Source organism: Pseudomonas lutea, from assembly GCF_000759445.1.
GTDB lineage: Bacteria > Pseudomonadota > Gammaproteobacteria > Pseudomonadales > Pseudomonadaceae > Aquipseudomonas > Aquipseudomonas lutea.
The window spans coordinates 2,119,212-2,143,627 of record NZ_JRMB01000001.1; the positions used below are offsets into that span (position 1 = coordinate 2,119,212).

Annotated in this window: 21 protein-coding genes, 3 tRNA genes and 1 pseudogene; all 25 read right to left on the bottom strand. The window is 61.2% G+C overall.

From position 1 onward, the window contains the following. Window positions 1–6 precede the first annotated feature (6 nt). Window positions 7–885, bottom strand: coding sequence for a DUF2242 domain-containing protein (locus LT42_RS09025; RefSeq protein ID WP_037011731.1), 879 nt, complete (start codon window positions 883–885; stop codon window positions 7–9). A gap of 262 nt (window positions 886–1,147) precedes the next feature. Continuing rightward, on the bottom strand, window positions 1,148–2,413 hold the full coding sequence (locus tag LT42_RS09030) for a 3-phosphoshikimate 1-carboxyvinyltransferase (protein ID WP_037013153.1): 1,266 nt from the start codon (window positions 2,411–2,413) through the stop codon (window positions 1,148–1,150). Between the two features lie 194 nt (window positions 2,414–2,607). Continuing rightward, window positions 2,608–2,684 (bottom strand) — tRNA-Asp (locus LT42_RS09035). A gap of 122 nt (window positions 2,685–2,806) precedes the next feature. Continuing rightward, window positions 2,807–2,883 (bottom strand) — tRNA-Asp (locus LT42_RS09040). 74 nt (window positions 2,884–2,957) lie between these two features. Continuing rightward, window positions 2,958–3,033, bottom strand: a tRNA-Val gene (locus tag LT42_RS09045). Window positions 3,034–3,218: 185 nt separating this feature from the next. After that, window positions 3,219–4,430 carry an O-succinylhomoserine sulfhydrylase gene (locus LT42_RS09050; protein WP_037011733.1) on the bottom strand — a complete coding sequence of 404 codons (1,212 nt, stop codon included), beginning with the start codon at window positions 4,428–4,430 and terminating at the stop codon, window positions 3,219–3,221. Window positions 4,431–4,451: 21 nt separating this feature from the next. Next, window positions 4,452–5,960 carry an amidophosphoribosyltransferase gene (gene purF / locus LT42_RS09055; RefSeq protein ID WP_037011735.1) on the bottom strand — a complete coding sequence of 503 codons (1,509 nt, stop codon included), beginning with the start codon at window positions 5,958–5,960 and terminating at the stop codon, window positions 4,452–4,454. Window positions 5,961–5,972: 12 nt separating this feature from the next. Next, entirely contained in the window at window positions 5,973–6,560 is a 588-nt protein-coding gene (locus LT42_RS09060) for a CvpA family protein (RefSeq protein WP_037011737.1), read from the bottom strand. Window positions 6,561–6,919: 359 nt separating this feature from the next. Beyond that, a complete protein-coding gene (locus LT42_RS09065; protein ID WP_037011738.1) occupies window positions 6,920–7,618 on the bottom strand; it encodes an SPOR domain-containing protein in 699 nt (232 codons plus the stop codon). After that, a pseudogene (gene folC / locus LT42_RS09070) lies at window positions 7,602–8,908 on the bottom strand (bifunctional tetrahydrofolate synthase/dihydrofolate synthase). Before folC ends, LT42_RS09065 begins: the two are co-directional and overlap by 17 nt. Continuing rightward, window positions 8,905–9,825 (bottom strand): acetyl-CoA carboxylase, carboxyltransferase subunit beta, encoded by a 921-nt coding sequence (accD, locus tag LT42_RS09075; protein ID WP_037013154.1) that lies wholly within the window; start codon window positions 9,823–9,825, stop codon window positions 8,905–8,907. Before accD ends, folC begins: the two are co-directional and overlap by 4 nt. A gap of 280 nt (window positions 9,826–10,105) precedes the next feature. Continuing rightward, entirely contained in the window at window positions 10,106–10,726 is a 621-nt protein-coding gene (locus tag LT42_RS09080; protein ID WP_037011741.1) for a phosphoribosylanthranilate isomerase, read from the bottom strand. A gap of 58 nt (window positions 10,727–10,784) precedes the next feature. Next, window positions 10,785–11,633, bottom strand: coding sequence for a tRNA pseudouridine(38-40) synthase TruA (gene truA, locus LT42_RS09085; protein WP_037011743.1), 849 nt, complete (start codon window positions 11,631–11,633; stop codon window positions 10,785–10,787). 186 nt (window positions 11,634–11,819) lie between these two features. Beyond that, on the bottom strand, window positions 11,820–14,636 hold the full coding sequence (locus LT42_RS09090) for a FimV/HubP family polar landmark protein (RefSeq protein WP_037011745.1): 2,817 nt from the start codon (window positions 14,634–14,636) through the stop codon (window positions 11,820–11,822). Between the two features lie 116 nt (window positions 14,637–14,752). Continuing rightward, window positions 14,753–15,763: an aspartate-semialdehyde dehydrogenase gene (locus tag LT42_RS09095; RefSeq protein ID WP_037011747.1), complete on the bottom strand. Its 1,011-nt coding sequence runs from the start codon at window positions 15,761–15,763 to the stop codon at window positions 14,753–14,755. A 97-nt stretch (window positions 15,764–15,860) separates the two neighbouring features. Beyond that, window positions 15,861–16,424 carry a DUF1285 domain-containing protein gene (locus LT42_RS09100; RefSeq protein ID WP_037011749.1) on the bottom strand — a complete coding sequence of 188 codons (564 nt, stop codon included), beginning with the start codon at window positions 16,422–16,424 and terminating at the stop codon, window positions 15,861–15,863. A gap of 10 nt (window positions 16,425–16,434) precedes the next feature. Further along, a complete protein-coding gene (locus tag LT42_RS09105) occupies window positions 16,435–17,040 on the bottom strand; it encodes a DUF4823 domain-containing protein (protein WP_037011750.1) in 606 nt (201 codons plus the stop codon). 117 nt (window positions 17,041–17,157) lie between these two features. After that, complete coding sequence (locus LT42_RS09110) at window positions 17,158–17,820, bottom strand: TetR/AcrR family transcriptional regulator (protein WP_037013156.1); 663 nt, start codon at window positions 17,818–17,820, stop codon at window positions 17,158–17,160. A gap of 431 nt (window positions 17,821–18,251) precedes the next feature. Continuing rightward, complete coding sequence (locus tag LT42_RS09115; RefSeq protein ID WP_037011753.1) at window positions 18,252–19,037, bottom strand: TatD family hydrolase; 786 nt, start codon at window positions 19,035–19,037, stop codon at window positions 18,252–18,254. A gap of 15 nt (window positions 19,038–19,052) precedes the next feature. Further along, window positions 19,053–19,409, bottom strand: coding sequence for a PilZ domain-containing protein (locus LT42_RS09120; protein ID WP_037011754.1), 357 nt, complete (start codon window positions 19,407–19,409; stop codon window positions 19,053–19,055). Between the two features lie 42 nt (window positions 19,410–19,451). Next, the gene (locus tag LT42_RS09125; RefSeq protein ID WP_037011755.1) at window positions 19,452–20,438 is read right to left on the bottom strand and encodes a DNA polymerase III subunit delta'; all 987 of its coding nucleotides are present in this window, start codon (window positions 20,436–20,438) and stop codon (window positions 19,452–19,454) included. Further along, a complete protein-coding gene (gene tmk, locus LT42_RS09130; RefSeq protein WP_037011756.1) occupies window positions 20,431–21,075 on the bottom strand; it encodes a dTMP kinase in 645 nt (214 codons plus the stop codon). The genes LT42_RS09125 and tmk overlap by 8 nt, the downstream gene beginning before the upstream one ends. Before the next feature lie 19 nt (window positions 21,076–21,094). Then, complete coding sequence (gene mltG / locus LT42_RS09135) at window positions 21,095–22,315, bottom strand: endolytic transglycosylase MltG (RefSeq protein ID WP_052075203.1); 1,221 nt, start codon at window positions 22,313–22,315, stop codon at window positions 21,095–21,097. 3 nt (window positions 22,316–22,318) lie between these two features. After that, entirely contained in the window at window positions 22,319–23,137 is an 819-nt protein-coding gene (gene pabC / locus LT42_RS09140; protein ID WP_162835394.1) for an aminodeoxychorismate lyase, read from the bottom strand. Then, window positions 23,134–24,378, bottom strand: a complete 1,245-nt coding sequence (fabF, locus tag LT42_RS09145; protein WP_037011758.1) for a beta-ketoacyl-ACP synthase II — start codon at window positions 24,376–24,378, stop codon at window positions 23,134–23,136. Before fabF ends, pabC begins: the two co-directional genes overlap by 4 nt. Between the last annotated feature and the right edge of the window lie 38 nt (window positions 24,379–24,416).

A 24,416-nucleotide genomic window follows, 5' to 3' on the forward strand; every position in this document is an offset into this window, starting at 1 on the left:
AATCGCTCACTGCGCTGGTGTTGGTTCAACCGCTGGCGAGCCGCTTGGCTCGGCCGGCGTTTGCGGTGCGGGCGTCGTGGCGGCTGGCGTTTCGACAGGGGCTGCCGTTTCGGCCTTCAACGGCTCCGGTTCAGCCGGCGCAGGCATCGGTTCGCTACTTTGTTCGGCAGCGGGCGCAGGCTGGGTTGCCGGCGTGGCCAACGGGGCCGGCGATGGCGTAGTTGGCGCAGCAGCAGGTGCCGGTGCCGGTGCAGCCGCAGGCTTCTGCTCAGTCAGCGCGGCAGGTTTACCGGGTACAGGCTCGGGCATGCCGAGGTCAGTCTTGGGCTTTTCCTCGATGTGCGCCGCCTTCTTCACCTCAGGGGGCAGGAAATTTTCCACCAGCCCGAAGAAGCGATCGTAAAACTTGGAAGACGCTACGGTCTCGCTGGCGACCTTCACCATTGAGTCATCTGTCGAACCAATCGGCATCGACACCGAACCCAGCACTCCGACCCCCAGGCTCGCCGAGTTGTTGACCTTCTTCAGCGCGTAGCGATCCTGCAAGGCGTTGGCAAACATCGTGGTGCGGCTGTCGGCACTGCCGTCCGGCGCACAGACCACGTTGAAGCTGATCTCCATGTGGGTTTCGCCGGTTTGCTGGAAGCTTTTGTGGCCGCTGATGACTTTGGGATCGCTGCTGGTGATGATGTAGCCCTGACTCAGCAGTGCCCGACGGGCCGCTTCACAGGTCGCGGCATCGGACACCGGATAGGTGCGAGAAAAAGTGCCCGCATCGTCAAAGTTCTCATGCTCATAGATGGCCGGCTTCTTTGACGAGCAGCCTGCGACAACCAGCAGGGCCAATACCCAGCACGCGGTAGGAAAGCTCAGTAATTTAGGCATCAAACATCCTGGGGCAAATGGTCAACTGGAAGTGGACCGAAGAAAACGCCGGTAAGTCTGCAACAAGGCTGGCATGGGATCAACGCAGAGTTTGCAACCGTGTGGATACATCGGGACGGTGAAAACCCACGGGGCGGGCGTGAACAGGCCTCTCGATCAAACAGCCACATCGGTAATCAGGCCACCCCATCGTCCGAAAAGGTCCTTGCACAACGTCAGCGGACGATACGTGGTCGACTCGGCCCCGTGAGAGCGGTTGAACTCAGACCTCGCCACGCACCGTTTTCACACCCAGGAATTCCAGCGCACGCCAGTAGCCGGGGTAGGTTTTTGCGACGCACTCGGGGTCCCGAATACGCACGCCCGCCACCTTCAGACCGGCCAGCGCGAAACACATGGCAATGCGATGGTCGGAGTGAGTGTCGATCAAGGCGTGGCTGTTGGTGCCGGCCAAGCCAGGATCGGACGCTACCAGCAAATCATCACCTTCCACCGAGGCAAGCCCGGGCCGGACCTGGTTCAAGCCATCGTGCAAGGCCTGAACACGGTCGCACTCCTTGACCCGCAGATTGGCCAGATCGACAAAGCGAACGGGCGTCTCGTTGAAGGCAGCAAGCACTGCGAGCGTCGGTATCGCGTCCTGCATCTGGGAGCCATTGATCACTGCGGGCATCTTCGGGAATTGCGCGATGACGTCCATGGCCTGGGCGTCTGGCTGAGTAAAGGCCTCCCCCGCCACGCCCAGGTCTATCTTGCCCGCGGTCAGCGCTTCGGCGGCCCACAGGTAGGTAGCAGCGGATGCGTCCGGCTCGATCTGGTAATCGCAGGCGGTGTAACCCGTGGGAGACACGCGCCACGACGCGTCGTCCAGCACCTCGACCTCGGCCCCAAAAGCGCGCATGCAGGCGATGGTCAGGTCAACGTAGCCGCGCGCGCCAATGTCTTTACCGGTCAGTGCGACCTCGATCGGCCCATCGCCGCAGGCCGCCACCATCAACAGTGCGGAGACATACTGGCTCGACAGCCCGCCGTCGATCTCGAAGCGCGTTGCCGTGATGGCGCCAGTGCCGTGGATGATCACCGGTGGGCAACCTGTGGCGCTATCGGCGCTCAGACCGCCTTTGCGCAACGCCTCCAGCAAAGGGCCGATGGGACGCTTCTGCATGTAGTGATCACCGTCCAGGGTCACGCGGCCATCGACCGTGCACACCGCCGCCGTCAGGAACCGCACCGCTGTCCCGGCGTTGCCCAGAAACAGCGCGTCTGGCGGCGCCTGGAGATGGCCGCTGCTGGTGACCACAAAGCTGGTGTCGTCTGGCTCATCGATGGTCACACCCATCTGCCGCAGCGCGTTGGACATGTGCCGTGTGTCGTCGCTTTTCAGCGCGCCGCGCAGGTGACTGGTGCCCTTGGCCAGCGCCGCCAGCAGCAGCGCGCGGTTAGTGATGGACTTCGAACCGGGTGGCGACACATGCCCCGTCAGCGGTACGCCCGGCGGGATGACAGTGATGGTTTGATTCATGCCCATGTTCAGCTCTCCAAATTCGAAATCAGGCACCGCACAGCGCCGCTTCAACAGCCGGCGATCATGGCATTTATCGCCGGGCTCTGCAGCATCCGGCGAGACAGCCGACGTTTCATCAAATCGCAGACACAAAAAAAGCGATCCGGGGATCGCTTTCTCTATTGCTTCAAGGAGTTCAAGGGCCTCGAAGCGATGTATGGCGCAGCGGACGGGACTCGAACCCGCGACCCCCGGCGTGACAGGCCGGTATTCTAACCGACTGAACTACCGCTGCTTGTCGCACAGACTTGCATCTGCTTAACGCTGTTGAAACCGACCCTTGGGCCTGCCTCGTGAAACACTGACCGAAAACCGTGGCTTTCAATCTCAAACCGGGAAAACCCGATTCGGAAAATATGGCGCAGCGGACGGGACTCGAACCCGCGACCCCCGGCGTGACAGGCCGGTATTCTAACCGACTGAACTACCGCTGCGCATTGCTTGGACTTTCGTCCTGCTGAATCTCAGTAACCTTCAGCGTTTAATGCTGCTTTGAAACACTCAACGATGGTGGGTGATGACGGGATCGAACCGCCGACCCTCTGCTTGTAAGGCAGATGCTCTCCCGGCTGAGCTAATCACCCTTGCTTCGCTGAGGCCGCGAAATTTACGCAGGTGATGAACCTAAGTCAATAGCCTGCTTGAAGTTTTTTTCAGCAGGGCAGTTTTTCCCGGTCAAGCGAAGCTGGATAGCGTGAACAAAAAAGCGAGCCCTGAGGCTCGCTTGTTTAGCCAGCGTGGCTGTCGTGCCGCCAACGCTCTGCCGGCATCACAACGCAGCCAGACCGCGCGCCAGATCGGCCTGCAGGTCAGCGACGTCTTCCAGACCGACCGCAACCCGGATCAGGCTGTCACGAATACCGGCCGCCTCGCGCTCTTGTGGCGATAAACGACCGTGAGACGTGGTGCTCGGATGGGTGATGGTGGTTTTGGTATCACCCAGGTTCGCGGTGATCGAAATCAGCCGGGTGGCGTCGATAAAGCGCCATGCGCCCTCCTTGCCGCCCCTGACCTCAAAACTCACCACGGCGCCGAACGCCTTTTGCTGACGCTTGGCCAGCGCATGCTGCGGGTGGCTCTGCAGACCGGAGTAATGCACCTTCTCGATGCCGTCCTGCTGTTCGAGCCACTGCGCAAGCTCAAGCGCACTCTGGCAGTGGGCACGCATGCGGATGTTGAGAGTTTCCAGACCCTTGAGGAACAGCCACGCATTGAACGGGCTCAGGCTTGGGCCCGCCGTGCGCAGAAAACCGACGACTTCTTTCATCAGTTCGCTGCGCCCGACCACCACACCACCCATGGCGCGGCCCTGGCCGTCGATGAACTTGGTAGCCGAATGCACAATCACGTCTGCTCCCATGCGCAGCGGCTGCTGCAATGCCGGGGTGCAGAAGCAGTTATCGACAACAAGCAGCGCGCTCCTGGCATGGGCGATTTGCGCCAGCGCGCTGATGTCCACCAGCTCCGCCAAGGGATTGGAAGGCGATTCGACAAACAACAGTTTGGTGTTCGGCTTGATCGCCGCTTCCCACCCTGACAGTTCGGCAAGCGGCACGTAGTCGACCTCGACACCGAAGCGCTTGAAGTACTTCTCAAACAGGCTGATGGTTGAACCGAAGACGCTTTTGGACACCAGTACATGATCACCGGCGCTGCAGAAACTCATCACCGTGGCGAGAATGGCCGACATGCCGGTTGAGGTCGCCACGGCCTGTTCGCCACCTTCCAGGGCTGCCATGCGCTCTTCGAACGAGGCAACCGTGGGGTTGGTGTAGCGGGAATAAACGTTGCCCGGAATCTCTCCGGCAAACGTCGCCGCCGCTTCTGCGGCCGTGCGGAACACGTAGCTCGACGTGAAAAACAGTGGATCGCTGTGTTCGCGTTCCGGCGTGCGGTGCTGACCGGCACGAACTGCGAGGGTGTCGAAACCGACGCCCTCCAGATCGCTGTCCAGTCGCCCGGCATCCCATTCCTGAGTCATGCCGCCTGCTCCTTGTCTGGATTAGTTGTTGTACAGATCGATGATCGCGCTCACGGCCTGAGTCTTGACCTTGGAGGCGTCATTGCGCGCCTGCTCGATCCTGTTCAGGTAATGCTGGTCGATGTCACCGGTCACGTACTTGCCGTCAAAGACCGAACAGTCAAAATTATCGATCTTGATCTTTTTGCTGCCGCTCACCGCCTCGATCAGGTCATTGAGCTCCTGATAGACCAGCCAGTCGGCACCGATGAGGTCGGCCACGTCCTGGGTGGAACGGTTGTGAGCGATCAGCTCGTGGGCACTCGGCATGTCGATGCCGTAGACGTTGGGGAAGCGCACGGCCGGGGCCGCCGAACAGAAGTACACGTTTTTGGCGCCGGCTTCACGGGCCATCTGGATGATCTGCTTGCACGTGGTCCCGCGGACGATGGAGTCGTCCACCAGCATCACGTTCTTGCCGCGGAATTCCAGCTCGATTGCATTGAGCTTCTGGCGAACGGATTTTTTCCGCGCGGCCTGACCGGGCATGATGAAGGTACGGCCGATGTAGCGGTTCTTGACGAAGCCTTCGCGGAACTTGACGCCCAGGTGGTTCGCCAGCTCCAGCGCTGCCGTACGGCTCGTGTCCGGGATCGGGATGACCACGTCGATGTCGTGATCGGGACGCTCGCGCAGGATCTTGTCGGCAAGCTTCTCGCCCATGCGCAAACGCGCCTTGTAGACCGAGATGCCGTCAATGATCGAGTCAGGACGCGCCAGATAAACGTGTTCGAAGATGCACGGCGCATACTTGGGATTGGCCGCGCACTGACGGGTGTGCAGCTTGCCGTCTTCGGTGATGTACACCGCTTCGCCCGGTGCGAGGTCACGAATCAGCGTAAACCCAAGCACGTCGAGGGAGACGCTCTCGGACGCGATCATGTACTCGACGCCTTCGTCGGTGTGACGCTGACCGAAGACGATCGGGCGAATGGCGTCAGGGTCGCGGAAACCGACAATGCCGTAGCCGGTGATCATCGCCACAACCGCGTAACCGCCGCGGCAGCGCTTATGCACGTCAGCGACGGCGGCGAAGATGTCTTCCTCGGTCGGCTGAAGTTTGCCGCGCACCGCCAGCTCGTGAGCAAACACGTTGAGCAGGACTTCAGAGTCGGAGGCGGTATTGACGTGGCGCAGGTCTGACTCGAAGATTTCCTTGGCCAGTTGCTCGACGTTGGTCAGGTTGCCGTTGTGCGCCAGGGTGATGCCGTAAGGCGAGTTGACGTAGAACGGCTGGGCTTCGGCCGAAGTCGAGCTGCCCGCTGTTGGATAACGAACGTGACCAATGCCCATGTGTCCGACCAGCCGTTGCATATGGCGCTGGTGGAACACGTCACGAACCAGACCGTTGTCCTTGCGCAGGAACAACTTGCCGTCATGGCTGGTCACGATACCGGCAGCGTCCTGGCCGCGGTGCTGGAGGACGGTGAGCGCGTCATAAAGCGCCTGATTGACGTTCGACTTGCCGACGATACCGACGATGCCACACATGCGACACAACCCCTACTTAGTGGAACTGGATTTACCGAACACTTCCGGCGGCGTTGTAGGCGGCAGGAGGTGATCCTTGAACGGGATGTCAACAGGTACGCTGACTCCGCTGGCTAGCCACTTGCTGGACATCCCGAGAATCAGGTTTTTCGACCAGTCAGCGACCATGACAAATTGCGGGAGCAGCCTGGACTGCTGCCACCATTGATCCTGTTGTACCGGGCCCAGGCTCAACAGCCCGACCGCAACGACAACCAGCAGGGCGCCGCGCGCAGCGCCGAACACCATGCCCAGAAAACGATCGGTCCCGGACAGCCCGGTGACGCGAATCAGTTCTCCAATCAGAAAGTTGACCATGGCGCCAACCAGCAGCGTGGCGACGAAAAGAATGGTGCAGCCCGCAATCACGCGAGCCGAAGGTGCTTCGATGTAATTGACCAGATACTGGGCCAGCGATCCGCCAAACATCCAGGCGACGGCACCTGCAATGATCCATGTCAGCAAGGACAGTGCTTCTTTGACGAAGCCGCGCTTGAGACTGATCAGAGCGGAGATGGCGACAATTGCAATGATCGCCCAGTCAACCGGAGTAAATGACACGTCGCAGCCTACAGACTGATGAGGCGGCGCATTTTAGCAGAGCACTCGCCTGCCGGTAAGCAGCGATTGCCGATGGTGAGCAATTAAGGCGAACTATTGGACTTTGGTGAAGGTCGCGGCCCATCCGCCCTTGAATTAGAGGGCGCCCGGACTGGCCTCTTCCCGGCTAAAGCCGGTCCCACAGGGGCGGTGGTGACACTCTGTGAGATTAAGCCAGCCCCACAAGGGCGGTTGAGTTCACCCCGTGGGACCAGCTTTAGCCGGGAAGGCGTCGTTCACCGTGGGGCCGGCTTTAGCCGGGAAGGCGTCGTTCAATGTGGGACCGGCTTTAGCCGGGAAGGCGTCGGTCGGGATGACGCCTACTTACGCTCTGGCTGGAAGCGCACAACGATGCCTTTGATCTTCTGCTGTTTTTCCAGCGTGTCGCGCAGGCGGTCAGCTTCCGCGCGCTCGATCACCGGCCCCACGAACACTCGATTCACGCCATCGGAGGTGCGAATGTAGGCGTTGTAGCCCTGCGTGCGCAGTGTCTTTTGCAGGTTATCGGCGTTCGCACGGTTTGACAGGCTCGCCAGTTGCACCGACCAGGTGACCGACAACCCGTTCGTATCGACACGGCTGGTCTCAGCCGCCGGCGCGGCTGGTGCCTGGACAGGTGCAGAGCTCGGCGCCGGAGCAGGTTTGGCGGGCGCGGTCTGAGCCGGTTTCGGCGCGGCAGCCACAGGTTTGGAAGGCGCGGGCGCAATGGGCATCGCAGGCGGTTGCTGACTGGTGCGCTGCTGAACTGGCTGAGCAGGACGGGCGGGCTGGACAGGTTGCGTCAATTCCTCGTCCGATGGCACAGGTTCCTGCGGCAGCGGCTGTTGTTCAGGCACGCTGACCGGCTCGACCTTGAGCTGCGTAGGGGCCGGTGCTTGTGGCGCAGCGGGCGCGTCGACCTGCACGCGACGTGCTTCGTCCTGACGCGAAAACAGCATCGGCAGGAAAATCACCGCGATGGCAATCAGCACCAGCGCCCCGACCATCCGCTGTTTGTACGCTTTATCCAGCAATGCCATGTGTCACTTCCTCCGTGACGCGCCAGCAAGCCATTCCAGGGCCTCGGCTACGCAGTAAAAAGACCCGAACAGAACAATTTCATCGTCGGCTGTTGCGTGCGCGCACTGGGCCTCAAGGGCCAGCGCGATACTCGGGTGAGACGTCACGGAAACGCCAAGGTTCTGCAATGCCTGTTCAATCTCTTCTGCTGGCCGGCTGCGAGGCGTCGGCAGTGGCGCCACGGCCCAACTGCCGAAGGTCTCGCCAAGTTGACCCAGTACGCCGTCGAGGTCCTTGTCGTTGAGCAGACCGAACACCGCCAGCCGCTTGCCGGGGACGGGTCTTTGCTGCAGGCGCTGGGCAAGAAAGGCTGCTGCGTGGGGGTTATGGCCGACATCCAGCAAGACATTCAACAGCTTGCCCTGCCACTCGAAACTGCGACGGTCCAGGCGCCCGGTGACCCGGGTGTCAGTGAGTGCAGTGCGAAGGGTGCCCTCCTCCCATGGCAAACCCAGCAGCAAATAAGCCTGCAGTGCCAGGGCGGCATTTTGCATCGGCAGGTCAAGCAACGGCAGCGCGCGCAACTCAACGCTCTGACCGTTCGCATCGGTGCCCGACCAGTTCCAGGCCGTTGCTCCGATCTGTAGATCAAAGTCGCGACCCCTTAGCGAGAGCGGGCAATTGAGCGCCTGCGCCTTGTCGAGCAATGGCTGCGGAGGGTCAAGATCACCGCACAGCGCCGGACGCCCTTCGCGGAATATGCCAGCCTTCTCGAACGCCACGCTCTCGCGGGTGTTGCCCAGCCAATCGGCGTGGTCTACACCAATGCTGGTCACCAGCGCCATGTCAGCGTCGATCAGGTTAACGGCATCAAGCCGTCCGCCAAGCCCCACCTCGAGCACCACCGCGTCAAGCTTCGCTTGTTCGAACAGCCAGAAAGCTGCCAGCGTGCCCATCTCGAAGTACGTCAGGGAAATATCGCCACGACCGGACTCGACCGCCTCGAACGCGGCACACAGCTGGTCGTCAGTGGCTTCGACACCCTGCACCTGCACGCGCTCGTTGTAGCGCAGCAAATGCGGGGAGCTGTAAACGCCCACCTTCAGGCCCTGGGCGCGCAACAACGACGCCATGAAGGCACACGTTGAGCCCTTGCCGTTGGTGCCGGTCACCGTGATCACTTGCGGCGCCGGCCGGGTCAGGCCCATCTGCGCCGCGACCTGCTGCGAACGGTCCAGCCCCATGTCGATGGCGGACGGATGCAGCTGCTCCAGATAGGTAAGCCACTCGCCCAGAGAGCGTGCGGTCATAGGTTCGCCGGTGCAGGCGGCACGACGATCGGCTCAAGCTTTGGCGCGACGAATGTAGGCGTCGGCAGGCCCATCATTTGTGCCAGCACATTGCCCAGCCGCTGACGCAGCTCCTGGCGATGGATGATCATGTCGATAGCGCCGTGGTCGAGCAGGAATTCGCTGCGCTGGAAGCCTTCGGGCAGTTTTTCGCGCACGGTTTGCTCGATCACGCGAGGACCGGCGAAGCCGATCAGCGCCTTGGGCTCGGCAACGATGATATCGCCCAGCATCGCAAGACTGGCGGAAACGCCGCCATAGACCGGGTCGGTCAGCACGGAGATGAACGGCAGCCCTTCTTCACGAAGACGCGCTAGAACGGCCGAAGTCTTGGCCATTTGCATCAGCGAGATCAGCGCTTCCTGCATGCGTGCACCACCGGATGCCGCGAAGCAAATCATCGGGCAGCGGTTTTCCAGCGCGTAGTTGGCAGCCTGAACGAAACGCTCCCCTACCACGGCGCCCATCGAGCCGCCCATGAAGGAGAACTCGAACGCGCTGCACACCACCGGCATGCCCAGCAGGGTGCCGCTCATGGAAATCAGCGCGTCTTTTTCGCCGGTCTGCTTCTGGGCCGCCACGAGGCGATCCTTGTACTTCTTGCCGTCGCGGAACTTGAGTCGGTCAACCGGCTCGAGATCAACGCCGATCTCTTCGCGACCTTCTGCGTCCAGAAAGATATTCAGACGGGCACGGGCACCGATACGCATGTGGTGATTGCACTTAGGGCAGACGTCCAGGGTCTTTTCCAGTTCGGGGCGGTACAGCACCGCCTCGCAGGACGGGCACTTGTGCCACAAACCTTCAGGCACCGAGCTCTTCTTGACCTCGGAGCGCATGATCGAAGGGATCAGTTTGTCTACCAACCAGTTGCTCATGCTTTCTTTCTCCAGTACCGATGGCTCGAACGCGATGGCAGTCGGTGCCATGCGCATGCCCTAAAACCAATGTCAGGTAAGGCGTCGCGAAGGCGGTATGACGGTCGGCGCCAAGCCTGACCTGCCAGTACAACCCTCGCCTACACCCCTCTTAATTTCATACGAGACGCAGTGCGTCTTCGTTTGCTCAATTCGGCCATTGCTACGAGCGAATGGCAGGCTAGTGGACGGCGACCGGCGGGCCGCCGTCACATTACGGGCGGACCGACGCAGCCATCGCCTAGGCGCCGTGTACGGCACTCATGAATGCGCGGATCTTGTCGTGATCTTTCAGACCCCTGGATTTCTCGACCCCGCCGCTGACATCCACCGCATAGGGACGGACCTGGGCGATGGCCTGAGAGACGTTCGCCGAGGTCAGACCACCCGCGAGAATGACCGGCTTGCTAAGGCGTTTGGGGATCAGCGCCCAGTCAAAGGTCTCGCCGGTCCCGCCCGGAATACCCGCGACATAGGTGTCGAGCAGGATTCCGCAAGCGTTGGCATAAGCATCACAGCTCGCCGCGATGTCGTCGCCAGCCTGAACGCGCAGCGCCTTGATGTAAGGACGACTGTAGCCTTCGCACTGCTCCGGGGTTTCATCGCCATGAAACTGGATAAGGTCGAGGGGGATCGCGTCAAGCAGCGCATTCAATTCGGCGCGCTCGGCGTTGACGAACAGGCCGACGGTGCTGACGAAAGGCGGCAGCGCGGCGACTATCGCCTGGGCCTGCTCCACCGAAACGAAACGTGGGCTGGGTGGATAAAACACCAGCCCGATGGCGTCGGCTCCCGCGTCAACGGCGGCCAGCGCATCTTCTATGCAGGTAATCCCGCAGATCTTGCTGCGAACGGCTGACATGCACTGAGACCTCAGGCCTTGCGAAAGTCACGGATGGTAGCAAATGCCGTCAGCTGCGTCAGCCGTCCAGTTCCGTGAAGCCGGTGAGAAAATGCGGCCCGATATAGCGATCCGGTAACGGAAACTCGTCGCGGTATTCGACCTGCACCAGATACAACCCGAAAGGATGAGCTGTCACGCCGCCGGTCCGTCGCACCCTGCTCTCCAATACTTCACGCGCCCACTCGATAGGCCGCTCACCCGCACCGATGGTCATGAGCACGCCTACGATGTTGCGCACCATGTGGTGCAGGAAGGCATTGGCGCGGACATCAATGACGATCATTTTGCCGTGCCGTGTGACGCGCAAATGATGAAGCTGCTTGATCGGCGACTTGGCCTGGCACTGCCCGGCACGGAATGCGCTGAAGTCATGGGTGCCCACCAGGTACTCGGCGGCCAGCGCCATCCGGTCGGCATCCAGCGGACGGTGGTTCCAGGTGATTTCCTGCCCCAGATGAGCCGGGCGGATCTGGTCGTTGTAAATCACGTAGCGGTAGCGGCGGGCGATGGCTTTAAACCGCGCGTGAAAATGCGCGGGCATGACCTGGGCCCAGGTCACACTGATGTCATGGGGCAGATTGATGTTCGCACCCATGGTCCAGGCCTTCATGCTGCGCTCGGCCCGGGTGTCGAAATGCACCACCTGGCCGCACGCATGCACACCCGCATCGGTGCGGCCGGCACACATGAGCGAAACCGGCGAGTCAGCGACTTTCGACAGGGCATTTTCCAGCGTTTCCTGAACCGTCAGCACGCCGGTCAGCTGCCGCTGCCAACCGCTGTAGCGTGAGCCTTTGTATTCCACGCCCAATGCGATTCTGGAAAAACCTTCAGCGGCGAGTTCGGCGACCGCCGTTTCTGCCATGGTGTCTGTAGTTGCCAAGAACTTAAAGCCTGTCGATGTGCGCAAGGGCGGCCATTATACGGATCGAACAAAAAGACGCCATCGACCTGACACGCCGTTAATCCACTGCGCAATGGCGACCCCAAGCACCCGTCCGAAAACGCAAACGACCGCCGAAGCGGTCGTTTTTTCAAGCGAGTTAGCCGATCAGACGAGGCGCGATAACATGTCACGCGCTTCAGTCTTCTGACCGTCATCCCCTTCAACGACGACTTCGTCGAGAATGTCGCGAGCGCCGTCGGCGTCACCCATTTCGATATAGGCCCGGGCGAGATCCAGCTTGGTAGCAGCCTCATCGGTGCCGGACAGGAAGTCGAACTCCGGCTCGTCATCGGCCAGCAGTGCGTCTTGTTCATTGAAGCGAGGCGAATCCACCGGCGGCGCGTCAAATGGCTTGGCGATCGGTGGCTGCTCAAGGCTCTGGGACAAGCGATCGAGTTCGGCGTTGACGTCGTCGATTTCGGAAGCGAACGCTTGCGAGGCCTGATCGGTTTCCATTTCATCGGCCAGCGACAGGTCGAAATCCGCCGGCAAGTCGATGTCGTCTGCAGCGTCGGCCTTTGTGGCGCCCGGCTCTGCGGAAGGCACCGCCGGCGACGGATCTCGCAGATCGTCTTCCATGCCCAGCAGGTAATCGTCCTCGGCCTTCAGCGCTGGCTGATCCTCGGACAAGTCGAGGTCAAAATCGTCCAGATCTGCAGGCTTGGCGTCCGTTGAAACCGCCTGCTGCTCACGCAGAATGGCGTCGAAATCCAGATCGTCAGCGGCCGAACCGGCGAAGGGCGCGTCCAGGTCCAGATCGTCGAGCGTTGCGTCTTCCTGCGCCACGGCACGGTTGGACGCGGTGGGCGTCGACTCGCCGTCCAGGTCATCCAGGCTCAGGTCGAAAGCGTTGTCGAATTCTTCGTCCAGCGGCACTTCGGTATGTGGCTGAGGTTGAGCGGCCACTTCAGGTTCGTCGTGCAACAGGTCTTCGACGTACTTGGCGTCCATCTCCGACGCCAGAACCGCTGCTGCGGCCACTCCGGCAACGGCAGCTGCCGCAGCGGCCATCGACGGATACCGGGATTTCAGTTCTTCGACTTCAGCGTGGTTCTTTCCCGTGGCAATCAGTTGCCGCTCCTGCGCGACGAACCCGGCGGTGTTGTCTTGCTCGGCATAGACCTCCATGAGTTTGAGGCGCAAATCACTGCGCTCAGGCTCATGCTTGATGGCGTCTTCAAGCACCGCGACCGCCTGATTGGTGCGGCCATAGGCAATGTGGATTTCAGCCTGAACGAGCGCGTCAGCCGGATGTTCGCGGACCGGCTCGGTGACGGTCGGCGCCGGCGGCATCTTTGCATGGGGTGCCGGCGTCTCGAGCCCTTCGAAACTGCTGGGCGGCATGTCCATGTCAGAAGCGAAGTCGGACTCTTCAGACAGAGCGCGGGCCATCTGGCGGTGTTTTTCAGCCTCGATCAGCGCATTGCGACGACGCGCCAACAACAGCAGAAGCAACAGCAATACCAGCAGCGCCCCTCCGCCAATGATGCCCATCAGCATCGGGCTGGAGAGGATCTTGTCGAGCGCGCTGCGGTTGTCTTCATCGACCACAGGCTCAGCCGGAACAATCAACGGCTGATCAGGCGTCGCGCTGGTGACAGCTGCGCCGTCTACCGGCAACGCGTCTTCCGGTGCGATTTCGTTGGGGGCCTTGCCGGCAGCATCCGGGGCAGCAGCGTTCGGCACCACCTCAGCCTGCATCGCCGGGTTGGCAGCATTGTTGGGGTTGGTGACGCTATTGGGGCTGACCGCAGGGTTGGCGGGATTTGCCGCGTTGGCAGGATCGACGGGCGGCGGGATCGCGGCACCCGAGGCCTGCATCTTCGCCAACTGGTCATTCTTGAGCTGAATCAGACGCTGCAGCTTGTCGACCTGGCTTTGCAGGTCGGTCATGCGGCTTTTCAGCTCAGCGTTGTCGCGACGGGTGCTGTCGAGGCTTTCCTGGGTCGTCGCCAGCTGGGTACTGACATCGGCATTGTCGCTGGCGGCGCCTTTTGCGCCAGGCTTGGCGTTGGCCGAGACAAGACTGAGGCTGTCCTTGGCGTCGATCTGCGAAGGCGAAGGGCCGGTACGGTCGCGACGGGTCGCATCTACCTGCCGGGCGCCGCTCGGCAGGCGCCGGCCTTCTCGCCAGGCGCGATTCTGCTCGGCGACCTCGGCAACCGCACGGGGCTGAGCCAGTGCCGTTGATTCCTGAGGCGACGGCAGACGCAACACCTGGCCCTTTTTCAGGCGGTTGATATTGCCGGCAATAAACGCATCGGGGTTCAACGCCTGAATCGCCAGCATGGTCTGCTGCACAGTGCCGCCATTCTTAACGCGCTCGGCGATTTCCCATAGCGTGTCGTTGTTGGCGGTGGTGTATTGAGTGAATTTCGGCTCAGGCGCGGGTGCGGGCGTCGAAGGTGCGGGTGCCGGTGCTGGAGCTTCAGCAGCAGGCGCTGTCGCCGGCGCGGCGTTCGGCGCCGTAGAGGGCAGCTGTGCCGAGCCCGCAGCGGCGGCCGCAGCGGCTTGCGGGGAGAATTTCGGCGGATCCAGCAACAGGCTGTATTCACGCAGCGCTCGGCCGTTGGGCCAGAGCACCTGAACCAGGAACTTCACATAGGGATCGCGGATGGGTTTGGTGGAAGTAATGCGCAGAACGCTTTTGCCACCGGGATTGACCACCGGAGTGAAGGTCAAGTCATCGAGTATCGCCACACGACCAACGCCCGCCTGGGCGAACTCTGCAGAGGTCGCCAGGCTCGGCACCACCTGCGAGGCACTCAGGTCCTGGACTTCCGTGAGCTCGATCTCGGCCAACAGCGGTTGATTCAGGGTCGACTTCACGGTCAGACCGCCGAGGCCGAGCGCTTGGGCCATTCCAGATGACAGCGCCGACGCCGCAGCGATTGCTAAAACGAGTTTACGAACCTGAACCATAGCCCATCCCTTGTTTGAAATTTCCCCGGCAATCGCGAAGATAATGCCTGCTCGGGTGTAGGGCGTATCGACACGCCGCAGCTAGAATGATTCTTCGAATTGTGGGCAAGTATCTTTTACACAACGTCTTTTATCAACAACTCAGCCACCTGCACAGCGTTCAGCGCTGCGCCTTTGCGCACATTATCCAACGTAACCCAGAAATTCAGCTCGCAACTGTCGTCGACACCTAGGCGCAGACGTCCTACATAGACAGCATCCTGTCCAACCGCATCGCCCACCGGCGTCGGATAATCACCTGCATCCACCAGTTCGATGCCTTCGGCGCTTTCAAGGGCGCGACTCACCGCCGCGACCTCCACCGCTTCGCTCGTCTGCACCGACACGCTCAGACTGTCGCCGAAGAACACCGGCACCTGGATGCAACTGACGCCGATCTTGATTAAAGGCAGCGACAGCAACTCGCGCAACTCGCTGACCAAACGTTTTTCCAGGGGCACGTGACCTTCGTCATCAGGCTTGCCCACTTGGGCCAGCACGTTGAACGCCATTTGCCGGTCGAACACTCGGGGCTCCAGCGGACGCACATTGAGCAATTCTGCGGTTTGTCGGGCCAGTTCAGTGACCCCTTCGCGGCCCATGCTCGAGACTGCCAGGCAGGCCGTTACCGTGACCCGCTCGATGTTCATCAGCGATCGCAGCGGAGCCAGCACCAACGCAAGCGCTGCAGCGCTGGAACTTGGGCAGGCAACCTGAGCCGGCGCGGCCAGAGCACTCAAGCTGGCGCCGTTGACTTCGGGAATTACGTTGGGAGCCTGCTCGACCGGCAAGCCAGCGGACAAGTCGATGACCGCACAGCCTGCTGCAGTGGCGCGCTCGGCATAGCTGCGCGTAACTGCGGCGCCCGCGGCAAAGAACGCAATCTTCGCGTTGTTGAAATCAAATGCGTCGACCTCGCGCACCCGAACATTCTTGCCTCGGTACGGCACAGAGCTGCCGGCCGATTCGGCGCTGGCGAGCAAATGCAATGCGCCAACCGGGAAGTCGCGCTCTTCGAGGATCTGCACGATGGTTTCGCCGACAGTACCGGTGGCGCCGATCACGGCGATATCAAAGGACTGACTCATGGAAAAACCTCAGGAAAAAACGGGGGGCGGCACTGTAACCGCGCCGCGCAGGCCAGGCAATTGGCGGAGCGTGCAGCGTCCAACGGCAAAGCGGACTTCAGGGTTCGAGACCGATGCGGAAGAATTCGCCTGCGCTCCACACACCCAGCCAGCGCTCGCCGTCGATTTCACGGGTGACGGCCAGATCCACCAACTGATAGAAAACATTGCGATGCACCAACGCTTCGAGGTTGTTGCGCACATGGAGATAAGGTGAAGGTTCATGGGTGTGCGGGTCGATCACGACGCGCAGTGGATGCTCGGGCCCGGCTGCCACCTCGTCCTCGACGTTGGTGGTGAATCGAAGAACCTGCGACTCCCCGGCGCCTTCAGTGCTCAGCAGCACCGCAACAAAGGGTGCGTCGTCGACCTTGATGCCGACCTTTTCTACCGGGGTGATCAGAAAATATTCATCCCCGTCTCGGCGGATGATGGTGGAAAACAACCGGACCATGGGCTTGCGACCGATAGGCGTACCCAGATAGAACCAAGTGCCGTCGCGGGCGATGCGCATGTCGATGTCGCCGCAAAACGCCGGGTTCCACAAATGCACAGGCGGCAAGCCCTTGCCGCCCGTGGCAATCTGCGCCAGCAAATCGTTGGCTTTGTCCTCGCCAGTCATACACCCCTCCTCAGCGGGCTTCCACGCCCAACAAACTCCGAGCGTAAGCTTCCATAGGGGGTCCTAGCAAATCTTCGGGTTTGGTGTCGTACAACGTCAGCAAACCACCGCGGCTGTGGATGCGAGCCGAGTCGATCAGATAGCGGGTATTGGTCTCGATCAGCATCAGCTGGATGACGCCATTGTCGATGCCCAGACGATCCACGGCTTCCTGATCAGACCATTCATCGAAAGTACCAATGCGGTCGTCCGCCTTGGCAAACCGCGTATACAACAAGTAGTGCGCACCGGCAGAGCGGGCTTCGTTCATCGCGTCGTCCAGACCTTCCGGGGCGCGAGCGCGGCGGACCATCGGGAAATACTCGACAAAGCCGTTGAACGCTTCTTCAGCCACAACGTTGGGGCGCGGGTATGCGCCACCGCGCGGGACGAACGCGCCCTGGGCAATGTAGATGAACGAGTCGGGTTGCAGACGAAAGTTGTTCAACCGGCGGGTTGAGCTGTGATCCAGCAGCCCGGCGTCACTGAGCTCGTCGTGAGCGCCTTGTGCCAGATCGCTGACGTGCATGCAGCCACTCAACGCCAGTAGAGCCAGCAGTAAAACCAGGCTACGCATTATTTCCTCCAAAGTCCGGCGACGGAAAACCGGCGAATGGCCAGTTAATGCAGCTTTTGCGCCACATCGACCGGGGAGGAAACTTTGCTTGTTGAAGGCGGTGCCCTGGACAGATTCTTACTCTGCCGCGGAGGCAGGCTTGGCTTCGGGCGCATGATCAATGTCACGCTTGCGCTTGTTGCCCATGCGCACGCCGATGTCCATCAGGAACTGGAAAAAACCTTCCTGATCCTCAAGGACATTGCTCCAGAACGGCGAGTGATACAACGCCACCGCCCCGTGCACCAGTGCCCATGCGGCGCAATAGTGAAAATACGGAGGGACGTCTTCGAGCTTGCCTTCGGAAATCCGGCCCTTGATCAGCAAGGTCAGGCGTTCAAAGTTTGAAGCGCGAATCTTGTGGAGCTCCTCGACCAGCTCCGGCACCTGGTTACCTTTGACGACTTTCTCTTCAAGCCGGTCAAACAGGCGATAGCGCTGCGGGTCGCGCATACGGAATTCGAAGTAGGCGCGGGACAGCGCTTCCTTATCCTTGTCGACATCCGCGGAATGCAAAAGCTCGTTCAAATCCCGCTCGTAGTCGAGCATCAGGCGCAGATAAATCTCGGCCTTGGATTTGAAGTGCTTGTAGATGGTGCCTTTGCCGATGCCCACGGCGTCCGCGATCATTTCGACAGTGACGCTGTCTTCACCCTGTTCCAGGAACAGCTTAAGCGCGGTGTCGAGAATTTCCTGCTCACGGCGGCGAAACTCACGGACTTTACGAGGTTCTTTCTGCATAGGAGGGGCTGCGGGTTCGAAATCGAAGCCGCACATTATGCCTATCTCGCAGCAGAATGCACGGGGCATCCGACCTGTATCCGTTTTCTGACGAATTTTGCTCTATCGAAGCAAAAGGAAACGCACAAGGCCAATACAGTTTCGCTTTTTGTCGATGCGGGTCAGGCGGTCAATTGCGCGAGGGCTCAGAGAGATTGGGGTATCAGGAATGCGCCGGGTATTCCAAAACTGTTTAAAAATCACACAGCGACCGACTGGACGCGGGCCGATTTTAGCCAATACTTATCTTCGCCAGCGCGGCATCTCCCCCAAGTGCCAGCGCCGGTAAGGACACCTACGGATAGCGTGTCTTTGTTGTACTCCTAATGGTCTTAACCCGGATTCACCCCCCAGAACCCGGGTTTTTTTTGGCCGCGATTTGAGGGGCGTGTTCAGTTCCTGACGTGGGCCAGCGGGAACAGCCGCTTGAAGTTCTCGCTGGTCTGTTCGGCGAAGCGCTCGAAGGTCTCGCCGCGGAGCATGGCCAGGAACTCGGCTACTTCACGCACATACTGCGGCAGGTTCGGCTTGCCACGGTACGGGATGGGCGCCAGGTAGGGAGAGTCTGTCTCGACCAGCAACCGGTCAGCCGGCACCTTGCTGGCGACGTCCCGCAACGCCTCGGCATTGCGGAAGGTGACGATGCCGGACAGTGAAATATAGAAGCCCAGGTCCAAAGCGGCTTTGGCCATGTCCCAGTCTTCGGTGAAGCAATGCAACACACCGCCCTGGGGCAATGCCGCTTCGCGCAGCAATTGCAGCGTATCGGCACGAGCGCCACGGGTGTGCACGATGACCGGCTTGCCCGTCACGTTAGCCGCCTGCAAATGAAGGCGGAAAGAGGCCTGCTGCAACTCCGCGGCCTCCGGCTCGTAGTGATAGTCCAGCCCGGTTTCGCCAATGGCCACCACTCGCGGGTGATTCAGCTCGCCGAGCAACCACTCCAGCGCAGGCGCCTCGCCGGGCTTGAGGTCCAGCGGGTGTATACCCACCGAGCAATCAACGTCATCGTAACGTTCGGCCAGGGCTTTCACGGCGCCTGCGTTTTCGGCGCTGACGCCGATGCACAGGAAGTGCCCGACGCCCCTGTCCCTCGCTGCTTGCAAGGCGTTGTCGAGGGAGCCGTCGTGGGCGCTGAGATCGAGGCGATCAAGGTGACAATGGGAATCTACAAGCATGGCGGCGGGAGCAACTTACATCGTGTGGGTAGGACGGTCGGACTTCAAAGCGCCGGCCAGGTAGTTTTCAATCATATTCCGCGCAGTGTTGTCACCGTCGTTGAACTGAACGCCGACGCCCGCGGCGCGGTTGCCCTGGGCACCCTTCGGCGTGATCCAGGTGACCTTGCCGGCGACCGGGATTTTTTCAGGCTCGTCCATCAGGTTGAGCAGCATGAACACTTCATCGCCCAGCTTGTAGCTTTTGCTGGTTGGAATGAACAGCCCGCCGTTTTTGATGAACGGCATGTACGCGGCGTAGAGGACGGACTTGTCCTTGATGGTCAGGGACAGGATGCCGTTACGCGGACCTGGGCTCAATGGCACACTCATCTCGGTTTCCTCGGCAATGCTGATGTCATGCAGTGCGCCAGTCTAACCCTGTCCGGTCAGACCTGCCCACTGCACCAATAATGCTTCGAGCAACAAAACCCGGTTCAGGTTCGCTTTTGACATGACCTTCTGCCGCTGCATAAGCACCCAGTCCTGGATGGCGAGTACGTTGCGCTGCGAGGATTTCTGCGCCAGATACTGTATGACCTTGCGCATGTCGTTCAGGCCCAGACCATCTTCGTCCTGCGTCAGCTGGTAGCGCAGGATCAGGCTCGACCAGTCGCAGAACCAGTCGAAAAGCAGCAGCAAGGGGATGTCCTTCCACCCCTCGGCGAGTTGCGTCGGAGACTGCTGGCCTTTGAGCAGCTTTTTGACGCCCTCCACCACCAGCGCGCGTTGCTCATGAACGCCCTGCGCTTGCAGCTTGACGGCGCCCAGTGGCGAACCGGCGGCGAGCACCAGCAGGTCCATACGCTCCTGCTCTGTGCAATCGGGCAGCGCGTCGGCCAGCCAGGCGACACTCATGGCCTCGCTCGGCAGCGGACACGCCTGTTGCACGCACCGGCTTTTGACCGTCGGCAGCAGCCGGCTCGGTTGATGACTGACCAGCAGCAGAATAGTGTTGCCCGAGGGTTCTTCAAGGCTTTTGAGCAGCGCATTGGCGGCATTGATGTTCATTGACTCGACCGGTTCGATCAGCACTACCTTGCGCCCGCCCATCTGTGCGGTCTGCACCACGAAACTGACCAGATCGCGCACTTGATCGACCTTGATCGCCTTGTCGGCCTCCTCCGGCTCCAGCACGTAATGGTCGGGGTGACTGCCAGCCGCCAGCAGCGAGCAGGACTTGCATTGCCCGCACGCCTCAAGCCCCGCTGGGCGCTGACACAGCAGCAGATACATCAGCCGCTCGGCCAGCGCCCGTTTGCCGATACCCGCCGGGCCGTGCAGCAGGTACGCATGAGCATGCTGCGTGCGCCCGGCCAGTTGCTGCCAGAGACCGTGCTGCCAGGGATAGGCCTCAGCCATGTCGGCGGGCCGCCAGCAGCGTGAGCAATTCGGGAACCAGCAGGTCGAGAGACGCCTGCACATCGGTCAGCGGCAGCGCAGCGTCCACCAGGCGATAACGCTCGGGGGCCGCGGCAGCGCGGGACAGATACGTACTGCGCACAGCCTCGAAAAACGCACGGCCCTCCTGCTCGAACCGGTCAAGCTGACCGCGGGCAGAGGCGCGGGCGAGACCAATCTCGATGGGCAGGTCGAACACCAGCGTCAGGTCGGGCCGCAATGCACCTTGAACGAAATCCTCCAGTACGGCGATACGCTCGATGGGCAAGCCTCGGCCGCCGCCCTGATACGCGTACGTCGCATCGGTAAACCGATCGCAAAGCACTACCGCACCGCGGGCCAGCGCCGGGCGGATCAACGCTGCGAGGTGTTGCGCGCGGGCGGCGAACATCAGCAGCAACTCGGTATCGACGAACATCTGCTCGTCGCCAGTCGCCAACAATAGCTCGCGAATGCGCTCGGCCAATGGTGTGCCGCCCGGCTCGCGGGTCAGCACCACGTCGATGCCTTCGCTGCGCAGGCGCTCGGCCAGATAATTGCGGTTGGTGCTTTTGCCCGCGCCTTCGGGGCCTTCCAGGGTAATAAACAAACCGGTCACAGGCAGTCCTTGGTCAGATTCATTGCGAGGGTTCGCCGTTGCCATTGGCCGGGGTCGACGGGTCTGCCGTCTCGGTCTGCGGTTTCGATGGCGGCTCACTCGATTCCGGCTCGACGGCTTTCAACGCCGAAGGCTGCGGCTCAGAGGAAGGCGGCGTCGCGTCGGCCGGCTTTTCTGTGGTGTCGGCTGGCATTACCGGTACGGCGACAGGCGCCGGACTCGAACGGTAATCCGCGCGGCGCTTGAGCTGAAACTCCTTCACCGCCGCATTGTGCGCGTCCAGGTCCGCAGAAAAAACATGACTGCCGTCCCCTCTTGCCACGAAGTACAGGCTGTTGCCGGCAACAGGGTGCATCGCCGCATGGATTGCCTCGCGTCCGACCATGGAAATCGGGGTGGGCGGCAGACCGGCAATGACGTAGGTGTTGTAAGGCGTAGGCTCTTTCAGCAGCGCCCGGGTGATTTTGCCGTTGTAGCGATCGCCCAGGCCGTAGATCACGGTTGGATCGGTCTGCAACAGCATGCCTTGCTGCAAGCGACGCACAAACACCCCTGCGATCTGGCCACGCTCTTGAGGCACACCGGTTTCCTTTTCCACCAGCGACGCCATGATCAGCGCCTGGTAGGCATCGTTGTAAGGCACATCGGCAGCGCGCTTGTCCCACTCCTCCTGCAGTACTTCATCAAGACGATTGTAGGCTTGCTTGAGCAATTCAACGTCCGTCATGCCGCGCACGTAGCGATAGGTGTCCGGGAAGAATCGCCCTTCCGGAAAGACGTCGGGATGGCCAAGCTTCGCCATCAGCCCCGCGTCATCAAGATCGGCGGTGGTTTGCTCAAGCTTGTTTTGTTTGGCCAGCGCCGCACGCACCTGGCGGAAAGTCCAGCCCTCGACCAGCGTCACGCTGTATTGGACGACTTCGCCTTTCTGCCAGAGATCGAGCAGAGACTCGGCGTTCATACCGGGGACCATGCGGTACTCGCCGCTGTGCAGCGACTGTCCCTGCAAATTGAAGCGCCAGTACAGCCGCAGCCAAAAGGCATCGTCGATGACGCCGTCGGCCTGGAGCCGATTCAGCACACCGGTCGGCGAGGAACCAGCCGGTACATCCAGCAGTTTTTCCTGGGTCAGGTTGAGTGTCTGATGCAGCGCGCTGCTCTGCTGCCAATAAGCCACACCCAGCAGCAACCCCGCCAGAACCACACCTGCTTCCAGCAAGACAAGAAATTTTCGGATCACGAATCAGATATCCAGAAGCCCGCGAACAAGGTGTTGGAGTTTACGGGTCAGCGGCCCAACCGGCCAGTTCAGATGCTCGATGCCCAGCACCGGCCAGATGCCGTACACGCTGTTGCAGACAAACACCTCGTCGGCCTTCTGCAGGTCAGCCATGTGCAGATCCAGCTCCCGGGCAGGCATATTCTCGCGCTCCGCCAGCGCCAGGATCTCGGCTCGCATGACGCCCGCCACACCGCATCGGCGCAGGTCCGGCGTCAGCAGAACGCCGCCCTTGACCATGAAAAGATTGCTGTAAACCCCTTCGATGATTCGCCCGGATACGTCCCGCATCAGGCCTTCGGCATAGTCAGCGTTCTGCCATTCGCTGCGGGCAAGCACTTGCTCAAGACGGTTCAGGTGCTTGAGCCCGGCCAGCAACGGCTGCTCGGCCAGACGAGTCTGACAGGAGAACAGCCTGATGCCTTGCTGTGCATGGGCTTCGGGGTACGCGGGCAACGGGCCGGCCTGCAGAATGCGGCGCGGCGTGGCGTTCGATGCCGGTGCATAACCCCGTATCCCGTCGCCACGGGTGACGATGAGCTTCATCACGCCCTCGCCTACTTCCCCGGCAAAACTGCGGCACTCGCGCTCAGTCAACGGCAGGTCAAGGTTCAACGCCAGGCGCTGTGCCCCTGCTGACAGCCGCTCCAGGTGACGCTGGAAGAGCAGCGGCTGCCCGGCCTTGACCAGACAGGTTTCGAAGAGACCATCGCCGTAAGCCAGACCCCGGTCCTTGACGGCAAGGGAGTCGGCTGCAAGGCCGTCGATCCAGCTCAGGGTCACTCGGCGTACCGACGGAAGACCAGCGAACCGTTGGTGCCGCCAAAACCGAACGAGTTGGATATCACCACGTCGATGGGCATTCTGCGCGGCTCGTGAGGCACGAAGTCCAGGTCACAGCCCTCGTCCGGCTCATCGAGGTTGATGGTCGGTGGCGCGACCTGATCCTTGATTGCCAGCACGCTGAAGATCGCTTCGATCGCACCGGCGGCGCCCAGCAGGTGGCCGGTCATCGATTTGGTCGAGCTGACCGCGAGCTTGTAGGCGTGTTCACCAAACACCTTCTTGATGGCGCTGACCTCGGCCAGATCGCCAGCAGGCGTTGAGGTGCCGTGGGCGTTGATGTACTGCACGTCCTCAGGACGAATCCTGGCGTCGCGCAGGGCATTGGTGATGCAGCGCGCTGCGCCGGCACCGTCGTCAGGCGGCGAGGTCATGTGGAAGGCGTCGCCGCTCATGCCGAAACCGATTAGCTCGGCGTAGATGGTCGCGCCACGTGCCCTGGCGTGTTCCAGCTCTTCAAGCACCATGGCACCGGCGCCATTGGACAGCACGAAGCCATCGCGGCCTTTGTCCCACGGACGGCTGGCGCGAGCAGGCTCGTCGTTGCGCGTGGACAGCGCGCGGGAGGCGCCGAAGCCGCCCATTCCCAGACCGCAGGCGGCCATTTCAGCGCCACCGGCAATCATCACGTCTGCTTCGTCGTAGGCGATGTTGCGCGCCGCCATGCCGATGCAATGGGTGCTCGTGGTGCAGGCCGTGGCGATGGCGTAATTGGGACCCTGTGCGCCAAGATGGATCGACAGAAACCCGGAAATCATGTTGATGATCGAACCCGGTACGAAAAACGGGGAGATCTTGCCCGGCCCCTGCTCGTGCATCAGGCGGCTGGTGTTTTCGATGTTGGTGAGACCTCCGATGCCCGATCCCATCGCCACGCCAACGCGTTCGCGATTACTGTCGTCGATCTGGATGCCGGAGTTGCGCACGGCCTGGAAGCTGGCAGCCAGCCCGTACTGAATGAACAGGTCGAGTCTGCGGGCCTCTTTGGCCGACAGGTATTCCTCGACATTGAATCCCTTCACCGAACCGCCAAAACGGGTGGTGTACTTGGACAGGTCTGTGTGTTCGATAGGCCCAATGCCACTCTGGCCAGCCAGAATGCCTTGCCAGGTGCTCGGCACATCCGTGCCCAAAGGCGTCAGCATACCCATACCGGTGACCACGACGCGTCTACGCGACACAGGACTCTCCTTTCTTCTATTGATGAAACGCTGCCCTA

Bases quoted from the DNA above. Each gene is read 5' to 3' on its own strand.
- LT42_RS09025 (WP_037011731.1), bottom strand. From the start codon at position 885: ATGCCTAAATTACTGAGCTTTCCTACCGCGTGCTGGGTATTGGCCCTG.
- LT42_RS09030 (WP_037013153.1), bottom strand. From the start codon at position 2,413: ATGGGCATGAATCAAACCATCACTGTCATCCCGCCGGGCGTACCGCTG.
- LT42_RS09050 (WP_037011733.1), bottom strand. From the start codon at position 4,430: ATGACTCAGGAATGGGATGCCGGGCGACTGGACAGCGATCTGGAGGGC.
- purF (WP_037011735.1), bottom strand. From the start codon at position 5,960: ATGTGTGGCATCGTCGGTATCGTCGGCAAGTCGAACGTCAATCAGGCG.
- LT42_RS09065 (WP_037011738.1), bottom strand. From the start codon at position 7,618: ATGGCATTGCTGGATAAAGCGTACAAACAGCGGATGGTCGGGGCGCTG.
- accD (WP_037013154.1), bottom strand. From the start codon at position 9,825: ATGAGCAACTGGTTGGTAGACAAACTGATCCCTTCGATCATGCGCTCC.
- LT42_RS09080 (WP_037011741.1), bottom strand. From the start codon at position 10,726: ATGTCAGCCGTTCGCAGCAAGATCTGCGGGATTACCTGCATAGAAGAT.
- truA (WP_037011743.1), bottom strand. From the start codon at position 11,633: ATGGCAGAAACGGCGGTCGCCGAACTCGCCGCTGAAGGTTTTTCCAGA.
- LT42_RS09090 (WP_037011745.1), bottom strand. From the start codon at position 14,636: ATGGTTCAGGTTCGTAAACTCGTTTTAGCAATCGCTGCGGCGTCGGCG.
- LT42_RS09095 (WP_037011747.1), bottom strand. From the start codon at position 15,763: ATGAGTCAGTCCTTTGATATCGCCGTGATCGGCGCCACCGGTACTGTC.
- LT42_RS09100 (WP_037011749.1), bottom strand. From the start codon at position 16,424: ATGACTGGCGAGGACAAAGCCAACGATTTGCTGGCGCAGATTGCCACG.
- LT42_RS09105 (WP_037011750.1), bottom strand. From the start codon at position 17,040: ATGCGTAGCCTGGTTTTACTGCTGGCTCTACTGGCGTTGAGTGGCTGC.
- LT42_RS09110 (WP_037013156.1), bottom strand. From the start codon at position 17,820: ATGCAGAAAGAACCTCGTAAAGTCCGTGAGTTTCGCCGCCGTGAGCAG.
- LT42_RS09115 (WP_037011753.1), bottom strand. From the start codon at position 19,037: ATGCTTGTAGATTCCCATTGTCACCTTGATCGCCTCGATCTCAGCGCC.
- LT42_RS09120 (WP_037011754.1), bottom strand. From the start codon at position 19,409: ATGAGTGTGCCATTGAGCCCAGGTCCGCGTAACGGCATCCTGTCCCTG.
- LT42_RS09125 (WP_037011755.1), bottom strand. From the start codon at position 20,438: ATGGCTGAGGCCTATCCCTGGCAGCACGGTCTCTGGCAGCAACTGGCC.